The organism is Streptomyces incanus, from assembly GCF_042656345.1.
Taxonomy (GTDB): domain Bacteria; phylum Actinomycetota; class Actinomycetes; order Streptomycetales; family Streptomycetaceae; genus Streptomyces; species Streptomyces incanus.
Genome location: NZ_JBHSPC010000050.1, coordinates 93,275 through 110,731, shown reverse-complemented (window position 1 = coordinate 110,731; position 17,457 = coordinate 93,275). Strand labels below are relative to the sequence as shown.

Sequence of the window (17,457 nt, the reverse complement as noted above, 5' to 3'; positions counted from 1 at the left end):
GACCGTATGGGCAGTGCGGGCGGCTGCCCCGGGGCCGCCGGCCGCGGCCGGCTCCCGGGTCCCCGGCGAAAGGCTCATCACGCCGCCTCCGCCCGGTCCGCCGCCATCCCCGCCGCGTCCAGCAGGGCCGTGCCGACGATGAGGTCGGCGCCGCCGAACTCGGGGTCGTCCAGCTCGGCGCCGTCGTCCACCGCGAAGAGCAGCCGCCGCTCGCCCTGGCGGTAGGCGGTGCCCACCGGGGGGCTGGCCGCATGGACCGCCAGCAGTGCCACCAGGTACGGCAGCTCGGGGTCCTGACGGCGTGCCTCCGCGAGCAGTCCGGACAGCCGGCGGGGCGCGTCGGCCGGCAGTTCCAGCAGCGTGGTCGCGGCTGCCAACTGCTCCTCGGTGAAGCGGCTGTCGTCCGGTGTGGCGATCAGGTCGGGGTCAGGCATCTCGGCGCCCAGGTGCTCCCGCTCCACCGGCGGGGTCAGCAGGATGTCGACGAGATCGGTGATCCGGACGGACACCGGCGTACGCAGTCCGGTGCCGCGGGCGAAGAAGGTGTCGGTGACCCGGACCGCCTGCTCCAGAGGAAGCGGGAGCAACGGCGCCAAGAGGTGCCCGTAGAGGTCCGTGCCCGAGGAGGGCGCGGGGGTGGCGAAGGCCTGCCGGTCCTGTTCGGCGCGGAACAGCGGGCCGGCCTCCAGCAGCCGGGACTGCAGCTGGGTGTGCCTGCGGATGCAGTCCTTGACGATGTCCACCAGCTCGGCGGCCCTGCGCTTGTGCTCCGGCTCCTCCGACTCGTCGCGGGCCCTGCGGATGTTGGTGAGGATCGCGTTCTCGTGGCGATACCGGTCCGCGACGTGGTCCAGGGCCTCGGTGATCATGTCCGGGATGGCAGTGAGCCAGTCCACCGCGCGCACATTGCGCCGGGTGGCGTCCAGGGCGCGGCGCAGGGATTCGGAGTACTGCACGGTCCGGTAGCGGGCCTGCTCGGCGGCGAGCTGGGCGTCGGCGAGCCTGCCCCGGCTGATGAGCACCTCGAGCTTGACCTCGGCGGCTATCTGGGCGCTGGTGACGTCGGTGTCCAGGGCGCCGACCAGGACGTTGACCGCCTCGTCCGTGGTGCGGAGGTAGACGGTGCCGCCGGGGCCGGGTACCTCCTCGATCAGCTTGAAGTCGTAGTCGCGGCGGACGTAGGCGCCGTCCGCGCCGAACACGCCGTACACCGCGCGGAAGCCGCGGTCGACGCTGCCCACGTTGATCAGGTTCTCCAGGACCCAGCGGGCCACCCGCTCGTGCTCACCGGCGGGCCGGTGCGGGGCCTGGGCGGCGATGCGCGGGATGAGCCGGGCCACTATCTGGTCGTGGTCGGCGCCCGTGTCGAAGTCCATGTTCAGCGTCACCAGGTCGATGGCCGACAGGGCGATCTCCGCCATGCCGTACACCGAGTACTCGCCGGCCAGGTTGGCCTTGCGCGCGTCGAGGTCGTGCAACGGCGCGGTGCAGGCGAGCGCGCGCAGCCGCCGGGCCAGCCCCTCGTCGGCCGCCGGGCCCGGCGCGGGCCGCGGCCCCGCGCTGAGCTGGGGCGGAGCACTGTCCGTCGATACTGGTGAAGTCACGGTGCACAGACTAGGTCCTCGGTCTGACAACAACCCAAACGACGCAGATGCGTCACGGTGTCGCGGTTGTCACACACCCTGTTCCTCCTTCCTCAGCCTGCGCCGGTGCGCCTCCGCCACGCACTCGAGCGAGTCGTCGAGGTACCCCGTCGGCAGCGCCTCCGCCTGCTTCCGCTCCCCGGACCGCAGAGCCCGAAGAGTCTCTGCATTACTCGCTATGTGCGGTTCATGGAGCCGGCGGGGTTCGTCCACCACAGGGAAAGCGAGCCTCGGTTCGGCGAACACGCCGCGCATCAGCCCGTTCATGCGGTCGCCGCCGGCCGGCGCCACCGGTTCCCGGTGGAAGTGGATGCCGGCCGTGCCCACTCCGTTCCGTCGCTTTCGCGCGCCGCACCGCGCGCCTTCCGTGCCGCCTCGGAGAACGCGTCGAGCCGGTGGGGCGGCTCCGGGAGCCCTCGTGCGACGGCGCACTCGAGGAGGCGGTGGGCCCGGTGGGTGTCCTCGACGTCCTCCGCTTCACCGCGGTAGGGCGCCACTGAACCCTTTGGAGGTGCCCGGCCGTTGCTCCCCCGCCGACAGCGCGGCCAGTGCCGCCGACACCGATGCGGAGGTCCGCAGGTCGAGCCGGATGCTCGTGCCCCGCGCGCGGTGCCTCAGTTCGTCGGCGGCGAGCACGAGAAGCTGGGGCAGCAGGTCGGTGCACCGGCGGGCCACCCATCCGGTGCCGGCAGTGGCCATCCACCACAGGCTCGCCCCCAGGGCGGGCGCTGCGGACTGTGGCTCGGGCGAGGGCGCCGGTCCGGTCGCGAGGCCGCGTTCCACCAGCAGCGCGTGGAACCTCACGGCCAGTTGACGGTGCCCCCGCTCGCCGGGATGCATCCGGTCCACGCTCCACATCGCGCGGTCGGTGACCCAGTCGCCCTCGCCGGCGTGCAGGTGCACCGCGCCGTACCGGTCGGACAGCGCATGGACGACGGTGTTGACCGCACGCTGCCGCCGGGCCAGCGGCCTGGCCAGTACCCCGGGCAGGCCCATGACGCCGCCGGGGTCGGGCAGGCACGCGGTGAGCAGCACGGCACCCTGGGCGGTGCAGGCCGCGTACACCCGATCCAGCCGTCTGGCCACGGCGTGGATGTCGAAACTCTGGCGCAGGGTGTCGTTGACCCCGACGACGACCGAGACCAGGTCGGGTCCCAGGTCCAATGCCACGGGCAGCTGTGCTTCGAGCACGTCGCGCGTCTGCGCCCCGCTCCTCGCGAGGTTGGTGAACCGCACGGAATCCTCGCCGAGTGACCCGGCGAGGAGCGCGGCCCAGCCCCGCCATCCGCCGTCGGGGCGATCCCCCACGCCCTCGGTCAGCGAGTCCCCGAGGGCCACGAAGCACACGGGTCTCACAGCGGACCTCCCGGCAGCACCGCGGGCGCGTGCCGGTCCGGCGCCATGTCCTCCCGCGTGCCCTCCCGGGCGCCTTCCCCCGCGCTCTCCCGCGGGTCGTCCCGTACGGCTGCCTGCCGCGGGGCCTCGTGGGCGTCGAGGAATGCCGCCACCGCCGCCGCCCACCCGAAGCATTCCGCACGCGCGCGTGCTCCCTCGCGTCGCTCCGTCTCCGGCCGTCCCAGCAGGAGTTCGACGGCGTCCGCGAACGACTCGCCCCGGTCTCCTGCCGTTGCCCCGGAGGAGCCGATCACCTCCGGCAGCGCGGACGAGGTGCTCGCCACCACGGGCGTGCCGCAGGCCATCGCCTCCAGTGCGGCGAGCCCGAAGGTCTCCGCGGGTCCCGGCGCCAGACACACGTCGGCGGAAGCCTGGAGGGCCCCGAGGAACGTCCGGTCGAGGACGTGGCCCAGGAAGACGACGGGCAGTCCGCGTTCCCGCGCGCGATGTTCGAGCCGCGTCCGCAGCGGCCCGTCCCCGGCCACCACCAGCACCGCCTGCCGTCCGCGTCGCCGCAGCGCCTCGAGCGCGTCCAGCGCCGTACCGGGCCGCTTCTCCACGGACAGCCGGGTGCAGGTCACCAGCAGTGTCTCCGCCGCGCGCGCGTAGCGGGCCCGCACCGAGGGGTCGTACAGCGCGGGATGCCGCTCCGTCAGGTCGACGCCGAGTGGTGCCCGTACCACGTTGCGGGCCCCGATCCGGGCGAACTCCCGCTCGGCGAACTCGGTGGTGCACACCACGCGCGCGTACGTGTGGGCGGTACGGATGTTGAGGGCGTCGGCGGTGCGCCGCGCGGCCCCCTCTGGCATCCCCCAGGTGCGCAGCACGCCGTCGGCGGTCTCGTGGGAGACCATGACCGCCGGCACCCGGGCCCGCCGCGCCCATCTCCCGGTCCAGCGCAGGGTCGTACGGTCGGACACCTCGAGCCGGTCGGGAGCCAGTTCCTCGAGCAGGGCGGTCAGCCGCCGCTTGCCGGTGAGGACGCGGTAGCCGCCGGTGCCGGGCAGCAGCGGCCCCGGCAGGGTGATCACACGCCCTTGCTCGGTCTCCCGGTCGCTCGCCCGGTCACCGGGGACGACGAGCACGGACTCGTGCCCCGCCGCCCGGTAGCCCTTGCCGAGTTCCCGCAGCGCGGTGCGCAGTCCGCCGGAGGCCGGTGCGACGAAGTTCGCGAGCCGTACGATCCGCAGCGGGCCTTCGGCCCCCTGGGCACCGTCCGCCCGCGCCGGCGGCGTGCGGACCGCCGGGGCTGCGGCAGACGGGGATCCGGCAGACGGGGCACCGGTCGGCGGAGCGCACGTTCCCGCGGTCCCTTTCATGCCGCCACCGCCGTCCGGCGCCCGGTCAGCACGTCCGCGTAGTGGCCGATCAGCTGATCCCCGACGGCGGCCCAGGTACGTCTCTCGACCCTCGCGCGTCCCGCCGCCCCGTAGGAGGCCCGCAGTCCGGGGTCGGCGGCCAGGGACCGGACCGCGTCCCGTACGGCGGCGGCGTCGCGCGGCGGCACCAGGAATCCGGTGCGCCCGTGGACGACCAGGTCCAGCGGGCCGCCCACGGCGGGCGCGACCACGGGTATGCCGCTCGCCATGGCCTCCTGCACGGTCTGGCAGAAGGTCTCGAAGGGGCCCGTGTGGGCGAAGACGTCCAGCGAGGCGAAGATGCGGGCGAGTTCGCCGCCGGTGCGGCGCCCCAGGAAGACCGCGCCGGGCATGGCCTGTTCCAGGTTCGGCCTGCTCGGTCCGTCGCCCACGACGAGCACCCGTACTCCGGGCAGGGCGCTCGCCCCGGCCAGCAGCTCGACCTGCTTCTCGGGGGCGAGCCGGCCGACGTAGCCGACGATCAGCTCGCCGTTCGGGGCGAGTTCCCGGCGCAGCGCCTCGTCGCGCAGGCCGGGCCGGAAGCGGACGGTGTCCACGCCGCGCGGCCACAGCTTGACCCGGGGGACGCCGTGCGCCTGGAGGTCTTTCTGCGCGGCGCCGGACGGGGCGAGGGTGAGGTCGGCGGCCGAGTGCACGGACCTGATGCGGCGCCAGGCCGCGGCCTCTCCGGCGCCCATGTACGTGCGGGCGTACCCGGCGAGGTCGGTCTGGTAGACGGCGACGGCGGGCAGTCCGAGGCGCGAGGCCGCCGCCATGCCACGCACCCCGAGCACGAAGGGGCTGGCCAGGTGGACGAGGTCGGCCCGGTGCTCGGCGATCGCCGCGGTGACGCGTCGGCTGGGGAGAGCGACGCGGACCTGCGGGTAGCCCGGGAGCGGAAGGGAGGGGACCCGGACGACGGGGCACGGAGCCTGGTCGTCCGGCTCGTCGCCCGCGGTGGCGGGGGCGACAACGACAGGGGCGTGACCGCGGTCGACGAGGTGCCGGGCGGTCTGGAGCGCGCAGTGAGCCACGCCGTTCACATCGGGGGGAAAGGATTCGGTCACGATGACGACTCGCATACGGATGTTCTCGCCGCGCCGGACGTGGCCACGTCAACGTGGATCTTTCCGGTGGGGGAACGTCCCATGAGCGTTGCATCGCACACCCACGCAGGCCGAACGCCATCCACGCGCGCCTGGCCCTCGGGTCATCCCTTGTTCACGCTGCGCGCGCCCGGGCGGTCACACGACGGTCTCCCCGGGGCCGATCCGGCTGCGTACGGCGGTCTGCACCTCGGCTTCCTCCGCCGGGTCGGCGGCGAGCCTGCGCAGGCGCTCGACGACCCGGGTGTCGCCGGTCTCGGCGTGCCGCGCGGCGATCTCGCGGGTGGACTCCTCGCAGTCCCAGAGGCACTCGACGGCGAAGCCGCTGCCGTAGGAGGGATCGGTGGCGGCGAGGGCGCGGGCGGCCCGGCCGCGCAGGTGGGAGGAGGCGGTCTCGCGGTAGATGTGGCGGAGTACAGGAGCGGCGCAGGCGATGCCCAGGCGTCCGGCGCCGTCGACGAGGGTCCACAGGGTCGGCGCGTCGGGCCCCTCACCTCGCACCGCCTCGCGCAGGGCGGCAAGAACCAGGTCGCGGTCCTGTGCGCCGCCCCGGCAGGCGAGGACGCGGCCGGCGGCGGCGCCCAGGGCGTCGGGCCGGCAGGCCCAGCGGCGCGCGCGGTCGACGGCGGCGAGGCTCCGCATCCGTTCGAAGGCGTCGACGGCGGCCTCCACGACGGGCGCCGGCCCGGTGGCCACGGCGCGCTCGATCAGGAGGAGGGCGTCCGGATCGTTGCCGTCGGCGAGGTAGCGCAGGGCGGTGCAGCGAGCGCCCTCCGTGCCGTCCTCGGCGGCACGGACGATCTCGGGCCGGTCCTCGGGGCCGGCCACGGCGGTGAGGCAGCGGGCGGCCGGGACATACAGGGCGGCGCCGCGCTCGATTCCTTGCTGGGCCCATGCGAACACGGCCTGCACGCTCCACCCGGGGCGGGGCCCGGTGGGGCGCATCTGCCGCTGCCAGCGGTCGAAGCAGCCGGCCTCCTGGGCGGCCCGCACGCGCGTGGCGACGGATTCGCGCGGATCGTCGGCCCACAGGCGCCAGGGGCGCGGTTCGAAGGCGTCGCGGACGGTGGCGGCCAGTTCGGCCTCACCCTCGGGGTCGGTGGCGAACCGCGCGAGCACGGGGACGGCGAGGGCGCGCAGGCCCGCGTCGTCGTCCCGGAGGGCCAGCTCGTCCAGGGCCCAGGCCCAGTTGGTGCCCTGGGCGGCGTACCTGCGCAACAGGGCGAGTGCGTCCCGCCTGCCGTAGGAGGCCAGATGTCCGAGCACGGCGAGGCCGAGGCCGGTGCGTGACTCGTCGGTGTCGAGGACGTCCTCGACATCGAAGAGGTGGGCCTCGATGGCGTCCAGTTCGCCGCGCAGGTCGAGGTAGAGGCGGGCGTAGTAGAGGGAGCGGTTCTCCACCTGCCAGTCGTGGCGCGGGTCGTGGAGCACGCAGTGGTTCAGCGCCTCGAGCGTTTCGGAGCGCGGGGCGGTGAGCGCGTGCAGCGTGCCGTCGCCGCGACCCCGTTGGAGCAGGCCGAGCAGCGTACCGCTGGGCGCTATGACCGGATCGAACATGGGAAACAGCCTCACATCAAGCGTCGACGCAACCGGGGACCTGCATTACCTGGCCGCGTGCCAACACGTCGGGGCGCCCGCCGTTTCCTGCTTGCTGTAGACCATCTTCCTCTGCCTCTCGTCGGTGGCCCATGCGAGCCGCATCACGGCCCGCGCGGTGCGGCAACATCTGCCCAGCCATCGCGTCCGTGAATCACGTCGTCATGATGACCCGGCGGTCACATCTGCCGCGACCGAATTCCGGCGGCCTCGTACCGCCTCCCCCGTTTACTGTGTGTTTCCGCTGCCGTTCCCGTGTCTTCGCCGGTCGGAGCGTGCACGTCTGTGCGGTTCAGTGCCGTTCAACACGTTTCGCCGGTGCGCTTCAGCGCGTGCCGAACAGCTCGAGCAGCTCCGCGCGGCCGAACATCCGGGCCGTGTCGACGGCCGAGGGAGTGCCGGCGACCGGATCGGCACCGCCCTGCAGGAGGGCCCTGACCACTTCGGTGTCGCCCTTGAAGGCGGCTCCCGCGAGCGGGGTCTGTCCCCGGTCGTTGATCCGGTCGACGTCGGCGCCGCGCTCCAGCAACGCACGGACCGCGTCGGCGTGGCCGTGGTAGGCGGCGAGCATCACGAGCGAGTCGCCACGGTCGTTGGTGAGGTTGGCCGGCACGCCCGCGTCGACGTAGGCCACGAGCTCCTCGGTCCGGCCGCTCCGGGCCATGTCGAAGATCTTGGTCGCCAGCTCCACGACCTCGGGGTCGGGGGCTTCAGTCATATCGGCCGGACCGCCTCTCACCACGGATCATTCCGCATATCGGAAACAGGGCGTACGTCTGCGAGCGGTGCAGAGCCGTACAGGTGAATCGCCAGGGTACTGGCTCGCGCGGCACATGGGCCGACGTGCCCGAGGTAAAGATCACGGCAGACTCGGCCGTGCGCAACCGCCCACGTCGTTCAGGCCGGGAACAGCCCGCCGACCGGGCGAAATCAACCGATCTTCACCCACTTGCACCTTTTATCGTATGGATACATTCTGTGATCCTGGAAGTACTCATGGTGACTGTCCCCCCGTGAACCAGGAGAACTCGCATGATCCTCTCGATCTCAGGCGTCGTCCTGCTCGGCATCGTCCTCTTCATCTTCTGCCGCAAGGACGGCCTGAAGCCGTTGCACGCCGTGGTGGCGTTGCTGTTCGGCTTCTATCTGGCCAGTACGGCCATCGCGCCGAGCATCAAGGCCGGCGGCGAGAGCCTGGCCGGCCTCCTCGGCGGCATCAAGTTCTGACGCAAGTCGCCCAAGCCCCCGCCCACCCGTATCCCACGCCCTGGAGGCAGCAGTGGCCCGGCGCCCCCTCCCCCGCATCCTGAGCAACCGCGGCGCTCACCTCGCCCGGAGCCGGGAGCTGGCCCGGACGGCGGCCGACAGCGCCACCGACGTCCTCCACCCGCTGATCACGATCGTGCGCGGACTGCTCCGACTGGCCTCGGCCGGGCGGCGCAGGCTGGTCGACACCCCCAAGGACCGGCGCGGCGCGCTGCTCTTCCTGGTGGCGTCGGTGGTCCTGGTCGTGCTGCTGCTCCCGTACGGTCCGCTGCTCGCCGTCATCACCCTGATGGCGGCAGCGGCCTGGCAGGGCCGGGACCACGCCCCGACCTCACCCGAGGGCCCCGACGAGTCGCAGACCCAGCGCCTGAAGTCGCTGTACGACGCCTTGGTGCCGTACTTCTCCTCGGCCGGTGACCCCGACCCCCTGTACACCCACGGTGGCTCGTGGGAAAAGGCCTTCCCGGCGTACGAGTTCGACGGCACCAGCCGCATCACGCACCTGGTGATCGCCTACCCCGCGTACTACACCGACGGCGAGGCGGAGTCCCGCGCGCGGATCGAGCATCTGCTGGCCGCCAAGTCGGGGCGCGGTCGCGAATACCACTTCGCCTGGGACGAGGAGGGCAACCAGCTCACGGTCCAGGTCCTCGCCCCGCTGCCCGCCGACATCGCCGCCCAGTGCTTCGTCACGTCTCCCGGTGAGACGGTCCTGGGTTTCACCGACCCCACGCAGGTGCGCCGGACCCTGCCGCTCACCCACGGCGAGGAGCAGCGCGACGTTCCCCCGGTCGTCTGGCGCACCGGCATCCGCTCCACCGAACCTCATCTGCTGGCGGCCGGGCAGCCCGGCAGCGGCACTTCCACCCTGCTGCGCTCCGTCGCACTCCAGGCGCTGCGTCACGGTGACGTGGTGATCGTCGACGGTGGCGGCACCGGTGAGTACGCGTGCCTGACCGGCCGGGACGGCGTGCTCGCCGTCGAGTGCGGCCTGGCGGGGGTACTGGAGAGTCTCCAGTGGGCCGCGCACGAGACGGAGCGCCGACTGATCGCCGCCAACCGTGCCCACCAGGCGGGCGATCCGCCACCCGAGGACACCAAGCGGCCGCTGTGGATCCTGCTGGACCGCCCGAGCGCGTTCACGCACCTCGCCGCCGCCGACGGCCGGGAGGACCCCCAGTCGCTGCTCCAGTTCCCGCTGCGGCACGGCCGCCCGGTGAACGTCACGGTCGTCGTCGCCGATCAGCTCGACAGCCTGGAGACCCTCAACGACGCGGTACGGCAGCACGCACGCGCGCGTGTCGTCCTCGGGCCCGCGACTCCGGAACAGGTGACGGCCGTCCTGGGCGCTCCCCCGCACACCACACCCCTCGATCACGTCCCCGCGGGACGCGGCTACGCCCGCCTGGGCACGGGTCCGGTGCACCGCCTCCAGGTCCCGGTCACACCGAACCCGTACGACGACACGACCAGTGCCCACCACCGGCAGGCGGTACTGGACCTGCTCCCGGCCCGCTCCGCTCAGGACGACGCACAGACGGAGCCGACGCAGGCGGAGCCGGGGCGGACGGCCCCGGAACCCGACCCCGTGCGCAGAGCTCCGGCGGACGCGGTGTACATGGGCAAGCACCCCATGGAGAAGCCCGTGGACCTGGCTGCCATGGACCGGACCGTCACAGACGCGTATGCGGCGGACGCGGACAAGGCCCCTCGGGAGCCGGTTCCCGCGGAGGCGGCCGCCGCCGAATCCTCCTGACGGCCCGCCGCGCACCAGCGGGCACACCCGCGCCGCGCCGGGTCCAGGCGCCGCTCCGTCCGCTACGCCACGAAGATGCGCGGCATCTCCACCCCCGACGTCCCGCCGTTCTCGACCATCCGTGCCGCCGCGGCCAGCCGTACCGCCGCCTCCTCGGCCACCGCGCCGCCCACGGTGAAGGGCAGCCGCACATACCCCTCGAACGCCCCGTCGACCCCGAAGCGGGGCCCCGACGGCGCCCGTACCCCGACCCGTTCTCCGGCCTCGGCGATCCGCGATCCCGATAGCCCTCCGGTGCGCACCCACAGGGTGAGCCCGCCCCGCGGAACCTCGAACTCCCAGTCAGGCAGCTCCCGGCGCACCGCCCCGACCAGCGCGTCCCGGTTCTCCCGGGCCTGTGCGCGCCGTATCTCCACGGCCCGCTCCCAGCCGTCCGTGCCGAACAGCCAGTTCACCGCCAGCTGTTCCAGAACGGGCGTGCCCAGATCGGCGTACGCGCGCGCGGCGACGAGGCTGCGGATCACGTCGGGGGCCGCACGCACCCAGCCGATGCGCAGACCGGCCCAGAATGCCTTGCTCGCCGAGCCGACCGTGATCACCGTGGACCCCGCCGGGTCGAAGGAGCACACGGGGCGCGGCATCTCCACGTCCGGGTCGAGCCAGAGCTCGCTCATCGTCTCGTCGGCGACCAGCACCGTGCCCGCCGAGCGCGCCGCGTCCACGAGCCGGCGGCGCTGGTCCTCGTCGGCCAGCGCGCCGGTCGGGTTGTGGAAGTCGGCGACGACGTACGCGATGCGCGGTGCCGCCTCGCGGAGCACATGGCGCCAGCGGTCCATGTCCCAGCCGGCCAGCCCCTCCGCCATGGCCACGGGGATCAGCCGGGCCCCGGCCTCCCGCATCAGCTGGAGGATGTTGGCGTAGGACGGCGACTCGACGGCGATGCGCTCGCCCCGTCCGCCGAAGAGGTGGCAGATGGCGTCGATGGCGCCCATCGCCCCGGTCGTCACCATGATCTGCTCGGGCATGGTCGGGATGCCCCGCGCGGTGTACCGGTCGGCGATGGTCGCGCGCAGCGCGGGCAGTCCGGCCGGGTAGTCGCCGTGGGTGTGTGCGTAGGGCGGCAGTTCCTCCAGAGCGCCCCGCACGGCGCGGGTGAGCCAAGGCTCGGGCGCGGGCAGCGCGGCGCAGCCGAGGTCGATCATCGAACCGAGGGCCTCGGGGGGCAGCGGTTCCAGCCCCCGCGCGGGGACCGGGTTTCCGGCCGGGACGGCGGTCCAGCTGCCGGCACCGCGCCGTGACTCCAGGTAACCCTCTCCGCGCAGCGCCTCGTAGGCGGCCGCCACGGTGGTGCGGCTGACGGACAGGGCCAGGGCCAGTTCCCGCTCGGCGGGCAGCCTGGCGGCCACGGGGACGCGCCCTTCGAGCACCAGGAGCCGGATGCCGTCGGCGAGGGCCCGGTAGGCGGGCGGACGGCGGGTGCCGGGGCCGGCCGGGCGGTCCTGCTGGGAGTTGAGCAGCCGGGCGAGCTGCGCTGCGCCCACCGCTGAGGTCCATTGCGCCATCCGAATCAGTCCACCTTCCCCGAATTGGCCATGGATGAGATCTCCATCCACGCCACAGGGTGTCATGCATCGGTCCACTTCCACCACAGGGGGACACCTTGTCCAGCCACCCGCCCCGGAACGGACATCTCGCACGGCGGCTGCTCCAGCTGTACGCCGGACTGGCGCTGTACGGCGCGAGCTCGGCGCTGCTGGTCAGGTCCGGGCTCGGCCTGGAGCCGTGGAACGTGCTGCACCAGGGCCTGTCCGAGCGCACGGGCCTGTCGATGGGCGTGGTGCTGACCGTCCTGGGTGCGGCCGTGCTGCTGCTCTGGATCCCGCTGCGCCAGCGCCCGGGGCTGGGAACCGTCTCCAACGTCCTGGTGATCGGGGCGGCCATGGACGCGACCCTGGCCGTGGTGCCCGAGGCGCACGGCACGGTCGTCCGAGTGGCGATGACGGCGGCCGGCATCGTTCTGAACGGAGCGGCGACGGGGTTGTACATCGCGGCGCGCTTCGGGCCCGGTCCGCGCGACGGGCTGATGACGGGCCTGCACCGGCGCACGGGGGTATCGATCCGGCTGGTGCGCACACTGATCGAGGTCACGGTGGTCGCCACGGGCTTCGTCCTCGGCGGCACCGTGGGCGTGGCGACCCTGCTGTACGCGGTGACGATCGGCCCGCTCGCCCAGCTGTTCCTGCGGGTGTTCGCCGTTCCCCGGGCATCCGACGGCAGCACGGTCGTTGCCACGGGTCAACCGCACGGGGCGATACTGCGTCCGTGACTCCACGGATACGCCACCCCTACCTCGACCATCCCGGCCCGATCGCCTTCGCCCACCGCGGTGGGGCGGCGGAGGGCCTGGAGAACACCGCGCGCCAGTTCCGGTGCGCCGTCGAGGCGGGCTACCGCTACATCGAGACCGATGTCCATGTCACCCGCGACGGCCGGCTCGTCGCGTTCCACGACGCGACCCTGGACCGGGTGACGGACGGAGCGGGCCTGATCGCCGACCTGCCGTGGCGGGACGTGGAGCAGGCGCGTGTGGCGGGCCGGGAGCCGGTGCCCCTGTTCGAGGAGCTGCTCACCGCCTTCCCCGAGGTGCGGTGGAACGTCGACGTCAAGGCCGAGCCGGCCCTCCTGCCCTTCCTGGACCTGATCGAGCGGACGGACGCCTGGGACCGGGTCTGCCTCGGCTCGTTCTCCGAGGCCCGCGTGGTGCGCGCCCAGCGGCTGGCCGGGCCCCGCCTCGCGACGTCGTACGGCACCAGGGGGGTGCTGAACCTCCGGCTGCGCTCGTGGGGGATACCGGTGACGGTGCGCCGGTCGGCCGTCGCCGCCCAGGTACCGGAGGCCCGGTCCGGCGTCCCGGTGGTGGACCGCCGCTTCGTGCGCACCGCCCATGCGCGCGGGCTCCAGGTGCACGTGTGGACGGTCAACGAGCCCGAGCGGATGCACCGGCTCCTGGACCTGGGGGTGGATGGCATCATGACCGATCACATCGACACACTGCGCAAGGTCATGGAGGACCGCGGCATCTGGGTCTGACACCCTGTCCGGTCACCGAGCGCGTTCACGGGGAAGCGAGGGCACGGGTGGACAACGACACCGTGCGACCGCCGGCGGCAAACGAGGAGGCCGGCCGGCGGTACGAGCAGCGCGGCTGGTACGTCTACGACTGGGCATGCTCCGTGTACTCCACGAGCGTGCTCACCGTGTTCCTCGGCCCCTACCTGACATCGGTCGCCGAGGCCGCTGCGGACACGGACGGGTTCGTGCACCCGTTCGGCATTCCGGTGCGCGCGGGGTCCTTCTTCGCCTACGCGGTCTCCCTGTCGGTGATCCTGGCGGTGCTCGCGATGCCGCTGGTGGGCGCCGCCGCCGACCGCACCGGCCGCAAGAAGCCGCTGCTCGCGGCCGCCGCCTACACCGGGGCCGCCGCGACGGCGTGCATGTTCCTCCTCGACGGGGAGCGCTATCTGCTGGGCGGCGCGCTGCTGGTCGTGGCGAACGCGGCGCAGTCCGTGGCGATGATGCTCTACAACTCCTACCTGCCACAGATCGCGACACCCCAGGAACGGGACGCGGTCTCCTCTCGGGGCTGGGCCTTCGGCTACGCGGCGGGCGCCCTGGTCCTCGTCGCCAATCTGATCCTCTACACCGCGCATGACAGTTTCGGGCTCTCCGAGGGCATGGCGGTTCGGATCTGTCTGGCGTCGGCGGGCCTGTGGTGGGGGGCCTTCACCCTGGTGCCGCTGCGGCGGCTGCGCGACCGCCGCGCCCCCGCGCGGGGGGCGGGCGCCCCGACCGGCTTCCGGCAGCTCGCGGCGACCCTCCGCGACATGCGCCGGCACCCGCTGACGCTCGCCTTCCTCCTGGCGTACCTGGTCTACAACGACGGTATCCAGACGGTGATCTCGCAGGCCTCGGTCTACGGCTCGAAGGAGCTGGGGCTCGGGCAGTCCACTCTCATCGTGGCCGTGCTGCTGGTCCAGGTGCTGGCGGTGGCGGGCGCGCTGGCGCTGGGCCGGCTGGCCCGGATCCACGGGGCGAAGCGCACGATCCTCGGCTCGCTGGTCGCCTGGACGGTGACACTGGCCGCCGGATACTTCCTGCCCGCCGGGGAGCCGGTGTGGTTCTTCGTCCTGGCCGCGGGGATCGGCCTGGTCCTCGGCGGCAGCCAAGCGCTGTCCCGGTCGTTGTTCTCCCACCTCGTGCCGCCCGGCAAGGAGGCCGAGTACTTCTCGGCGTACGAGCTGAGCGACCGCGGGATGAGCTGGCTCGGGCCGCTGCTGTTCGGGCTGACCTACCAGCTCACGGGAAGCTACCGGGACGCGATCATCTCGCTGGTGGCCTTCTTCGTACTCGGTTTCGCGCTGCTCGCGCGGGTGCCCGTGCGCCGGGCCATCGCCGAAGCGGGGAATCCCGTTCCGGAGAGGATTTAGCGCTCGGCACGAAAGGGCGGTAGTGTACGCGTTTGGCCTGCCAGGGGTACCGTTACTGCGCGTCAAATATGCCGAAACGCTGTGTCATACCTGTCATCAGGTGTGACAAACCGGGCGCCGGTGGGTACTGCACTGGTTGAGAAGGCTGCGGCTACGACGGCGACACATGGCCCGGAACGGGAATCTTTACCGCCGACCGGACGTTGACCGGATGACGACGACAGCGACACCTGTCCTGTGGGCGACAAGCCCGGGAGGCACGATTCATGAGTGAGCGAGCTCTTCGCGGCACGCGCCTCGTGGTGACCAGCTACGAGACGGACCGCGGCATCGACCTGGCCCCGCGCCAGGCCGTGGAGTACGCATGCGAGAAGGGGCACCGCTTCGAGATGCCCTTCTCGGTCGAGGCGGAGATCCCGCCGGAGTGGGAGTGCAAGGTCTGCGGTACCCAGGCACTCCTGGTTGACGGCGACGGCCCCGAGGAAAAGAAGGCCAAGCCCGCGCGTACGCATTGGGACATGCTGATGGAGCGACGTACCCGAGAGGAACTCGAAGAGGTTCTCGAGGAGCGTCTCGCCGTTCTGCGCTCCGGTGCGATGAACATTGCGGTTCATCCCCGGGACAGCCGAAAGTCGGCTTGATCCCGGCGAAGGATCCGGGCGGGAGAACTCAGCACAGCAGCACAGAGGACCGCGGGCGCCGTACCTATAGGTACGGCGCCCGCGGTCCTCTGTGCGTCCGGCCGGTCTGTCGGCGCCCGGTGCCCCTGCGGCTCTCGATCCTCGGCGGCTCTCAGTGACTCTCAGCGGGAGAGCGGCGGGCGGGGCCCCTGCGGGAAGTCGTCCGGCGTGGCCCCTGGCTCGTCCCGGATCACCTCGCCCTGGACGACCTTGCCGTCGGGCCGGTGGATACGCGCCTGCTGGAAGACATCGCCCAGGGAGCCCCGGGCGGCCTCGCGGAGCTTGTGCTCGAGGGTGCGCTCGGCGTAGCGGCTCACGGCCTTCTGGACCGGGGGCACGAGCAGGAGCAGACCGACCGCGTCGGAGACCAGGCCGGGGATGATCAGCAGCAGTCCGCCCAGCATCATCAGGCCGTTGCCCTCGCTGTTCGGCCGCGGCTCGGTCAGCATGCCGTTCTGCTGCTGTTGCAGCGTCTCGGTGAGGCTCTTGAAGGCGCGCCGGCCGGCCCGCTTGACGACCACCGAGCCGAGAACCAGACCGGCCAGCAGCACCAGAAAGACCACCAGCCCGTTCGACGCCCCGGCGACGACCGTGAGCAGCCAGATCTCCAGCACCAGCCACGCGGCGACGCCGAGCGGCAGGAAGGTACGCAGCCTGGAACGCCGGGGCCGGGCGGGGTTCGGGGTCTGAGCGCCAGTCGTCATACTCCCAGTGTGCCGAATGCCGGCTCAGTACGGGATAAGCGGGTCCTCCGGAACAGCGGGCCCTCAGAAACGCGCGACGCCGGGACAGTCCGAACGGACAGACCGGTCCTACGGCTTGACCTGCTCCGTATGTCCGGACCGCTCGGCCTCCGGCGGCCCGGCAGCCTGCTCCGCCCACTCGCTCGGCGGCTGCCCGGCCTGCTTGTCGTCCTCGCGTCCGAGGACCTTGCCGACCCTCTCCCTCACGCCCCACGCCGTGACCCGCCACAGCGCCTCGACGAGGATGTCGCGGCTCATCTTCGAATCGCCGAGTTCCCGCTCGACGAAGGTGATGGGCACCTCGACGACGTGGTAGCCGGCCTTGACCGCGCGACGGGCGAGATCGACCTGGAAGCAGTAGCCCTGGGAGGCCACCTCGTCCAGGCCGAGCCCCTCCAGGGTCTCGCGCCGGAACGCGCGGAAGCCGCCGGTGATGTCGCGCAGCGGCAGATCGAGCGCCACGCGCGAGTAGAGGCTGCCGCCGCGCGAGATGTACTCACGGGACTTGGGCCAGTTGACCACCCGGCCACCGGGCACCCAGCGTGAACCGAGCACCAGGTCGGCGCCCTTGAGCGCGGTGAGCAGACGGGGCAGTTCCTCGGGCTGGTGGGAGCCGTCGGCGTCCATCTCGACCAGTACGCCGTAGCCGTGCTCCGCGCCCCAGTGGAAGCCCGCGAGGTAGGCGGCGCCCAGGCCCTCCTTGCCCTTGCGGTGCAACACCTGGACCTGGTCGTCCTCGGCGGCCATTTCGTCGGCGAGCGCGCCGGTGCCGTCGGGGCTGTTGTCGTCGGCCACGAGAACGTCCGCCTCGGGAACGGCCTTGCGTACCCGGCCGACGATCGCCTTGATGTTCTCCGCCTCGTTGTAGGTCGGAATGATCACCAAAGCCTTGCCGAGCGGGCCGAAAGTCCTCCCCTGGGCCTCCGCCGCGCGGGTCCCGTCGCCGTCGTTCACTGCAGCCCCTTCATCTCCTGTGCAGGGTCCCACCATAGTGGTCACAACAACCTGCGACGACGTGAAAGGACGTTCATATGGCGCTGTTGGTTCCCGAGGGTCTTGTGAGGATCGGGCAGCAACGTGCCATTCCGTGTACGGCGGAGGGGCCCGGCGCCCTTCGGGCCGACCTGGGACCCGCCGGCTGCGAGTCGACCTGAAGCCGTTGTCCACCGAGCGACCGGGCCTCGGGGTCACGTCTTCCCGGCCACCGGAACGTTCCTTCGGCGCCGCGCCGACGCCGAGCCGGCTCCCAGTGGCGAGGGACCGTGCGGCGCACCGTCCCTGACCCGGCGGCGGGCGCCGCCGCGAGTGAGCGGAAGTTCCCCGCTCGGGCATCGGTGGCCCCGGCCGAACCTGCCGGCCCCCCGCCACTGTCCGTCAACAACCGCTCGACCTGCGCAATGTGGTTCTCATGCCTGGTCAGCGGGAGG

Annotated in this window: 16 protein-coding genes; 6 read left to right on the top strand and 10 right to left on the bottom strand. The window is 72.5% G+C overall.

Annotation, left to right across the window (positions count from 1 at the left end; translation table 11 throughout):
* Positions 1–77: 77 nt before the first annotated feature.
* From ACFP2V_RS19055 to ACFP2V_RS19025, 7 genes are all read right to left on the bottom strand, one after another.
* Complete coding sequence (locus tag ACFP2V_RS19055; RefSeq protein ID WP_381213457.1) at positions 78–1,604, bottom strand: hypothetical protein; 1,527 nt, start codon at positions 1,602–1,604, stop codon at positions 78–80.
* A gap of 69 nt (positions 1,605–1,673) precedes the next feature.
* Positions 1,674–1,970: a hypothetical protein gene (locus tag ACFP2V_RS19050; RefSeq protein WP_381213454.1), complete on the bottom strand. Its 297-nt coding sequence runs from the start codon at positions 1,968–1,970 to the stop codon at positions 1,674–1,676.
* A 150-nt stretch (positions 1,971–2,120) separates the two neighbouring features.
* Positions 2,121–2,999: an SGNH/GDSL hydrolase family protein gene (locus tag ACFP2V_RS19045; protein WP_381213451.1), complete on the bottom strand. Its 879-nt coding sequence runs from the start codon at positions 2,997–2,999 to the stop codon at positions 2,121–2,123.
* Positions 2,996–4,357 (bottom strand): glycosyltransferase, encoded by a 1,362-nt coding sequence (locus ACFP2V_RS19040; RefSeq protein ID WP_381213448.1) that lies wholly within the window; start codon positions 4,355–4,357, stop codon positions 2,996–2,998. The genes ACFP2V_RS19045 and ACFP2V_RS19040 overlap by 4 nt, the downstream gene beginning before the upstream one ends.
* On the bottom strand, positions 4,354–5,478 hold the full coding sequence (locus ACFP2V_RS19035) for a glycosyltransferase family 4 protein (RefSeq protein WP_381213445.1): 1,125 nt from the start codon (positions 5,476–5,478) through the stop codon (positions 4,354–4,356). Before ACFP2V_RS19035 ends, ACFP2V_RS19040 begins: the two co-directional genes overlap by 4 nt.
* Positions 5,479–5,640: 162 nt before the next feature.
* A complete protein-coding gene (locus tag ACFP2V_RS19030) occupies positions 5,641–7,059 on the bottom strand; it encodes a HEAT repeat domain-containing protein (protein ID WP_381213442.1) in 1,419 nt (472 codons plus the stop codon).
* A gap of 364 nt (positions 7,060–7,423) precedes the next feature.
* Positions 7,424–7,816: an ankyrin repeat domain-containing protein gene (locus tag ACFP2V_RS19025; RefSeq protein WP_381213439.1), complete on the bottom strand. Its 393-nt coding sequence runs from the start codon at positions 7,814–7,816 to the stop codon at positions 7,424–7,426.
* Between the two features lie 314 nt (positions 7,817–8,130).
* Here ACFP2V_RS19025 and ACFP2V_RS19020 point away from each other — a divergent pair, with 314 nt between their 5' ends.
* Positions 8,131–8,325, top strand: a complete 195-nt coding sequence (locus ACFP2V_RS19020) for a hypothetical protein (RefSeq protein WP_381175488.1) — start codon at positions 8,131–8,133, stop codon at positions 8,323–8,325.
* 52 nt (positions 8,326–8,377) lie between these two features.
* Positions 8,378–10,120: a hypothetical protein gene (locus tag ACFP2V_RS19015; RefSeq protein ID WP_381213436.1), complete on the top strand. Its 1,743-nt coding sequence runs from the start codon at positions 8,378–8,380 to the stop codon at positions 10,118–10,120.
* A 62-nt stretch (positions 10,121–10,182) separates the two neighbouring features.
* Here the strand turns inward: ACFP2V_RS19015 and ACFP2V_RS19010 are convergent, their stop codons facing one another.
* Positions 10,183–11,682, bottom strand: a complete 1,500-nt coding sequence (locus tag ACFP2V_RS19010; RefSeq protein WP_381213433.1) for an SCO1417 family PLP biosynthesis transcription factor — start codon at positions 11,680–11,682, stop codon at positions 10,183–10,185.
* A 98-nt stretch (positions 11,683–11,780) separates the two neighbouring features.
* Between ACFP2V_RS19010 and yczE the strand changes: the two genes are divergently transcribed.
* From yczE to ACFP2V_RS18990, 4 genes are all read left to right on the top strand, one after another.
* A complete protein-coding gene (gene yczE / locus ACFP2V_RS19005) occupies positions 11,781–12,446 on the top strand; it encodes a membrane protein YczE (RefSeq protein ID WP_381213430.1) in 666 nt (221 codons plus the stop codon).
* A complete protein-coding gene (locus ACFP2V_RS19000) occupies positions 12,443–13,210 on the top strand; it encodes a glycerophosphodiester phosphodiesterase family protein (RefSeq protein ID WP_381213427.1) in 768 nt (255 codons plus the stop codon). The genes yczE and ACFP2V_RS19000 overlap by 4 nt, the downstream gene beginning before the upstream one ends.
* A gap of 47 nt (positions 13,211–13,257) precedes the next feature.
* Positions 13,258–14,607, top strand: coding sequence for an MFS transporter (locus ACFP2V_RS18995; RefSeq protein WP_381213424.1), 1,350 nt, complete (start codon positions 13,258–13,260; stop codon positions 14,605–14,607).
* A gap of 266 nt (positions 14,608–14,873) precedes the next feature.
* Entirely contained in the window at positions 14,874–15,248 is a 375-nt protein-coding gene (locus tag ACFP2V_RS18990) for an RNA polymerase-binding protein RbpA (protein ID WP_168489979.1), read from the top strand.
* Positions 15,249–15,409: 161 nt separating this feature from the next.
* Here the strand turns inward: ACFP2V_RS18990 and fxsA are convergent, their stop codons facing one another.
* Both fxsA and ACFP2V_RS18980 read right to left on the bottom strand, forming a co-directional pair.
* A complete protein-coding gene (gene fxsA, locus ACFP2V_RS18985) occupies positions 15,410–15,991 on the bottom strand; it encodes an FxsA family membrane protein (RefSeq protein WP_381213421.1) in 582 nt (193 codons plus the stop codon).
* 108 nt (positions 15,992–16,099) lie between these two features.
* Positions 16,100–16,984, bottom strand: a complete 885-nt coding sequence (locus ACFP2V_RS18980) for a polyprenol monophosphomannose synthase (protein WP_381213418.1) — start codon at positions 16,982–16,984, stop codon at positions 16,100–16,102.
* Positions 16,985–17,457 lie beyond the last annotated feature (473 nt).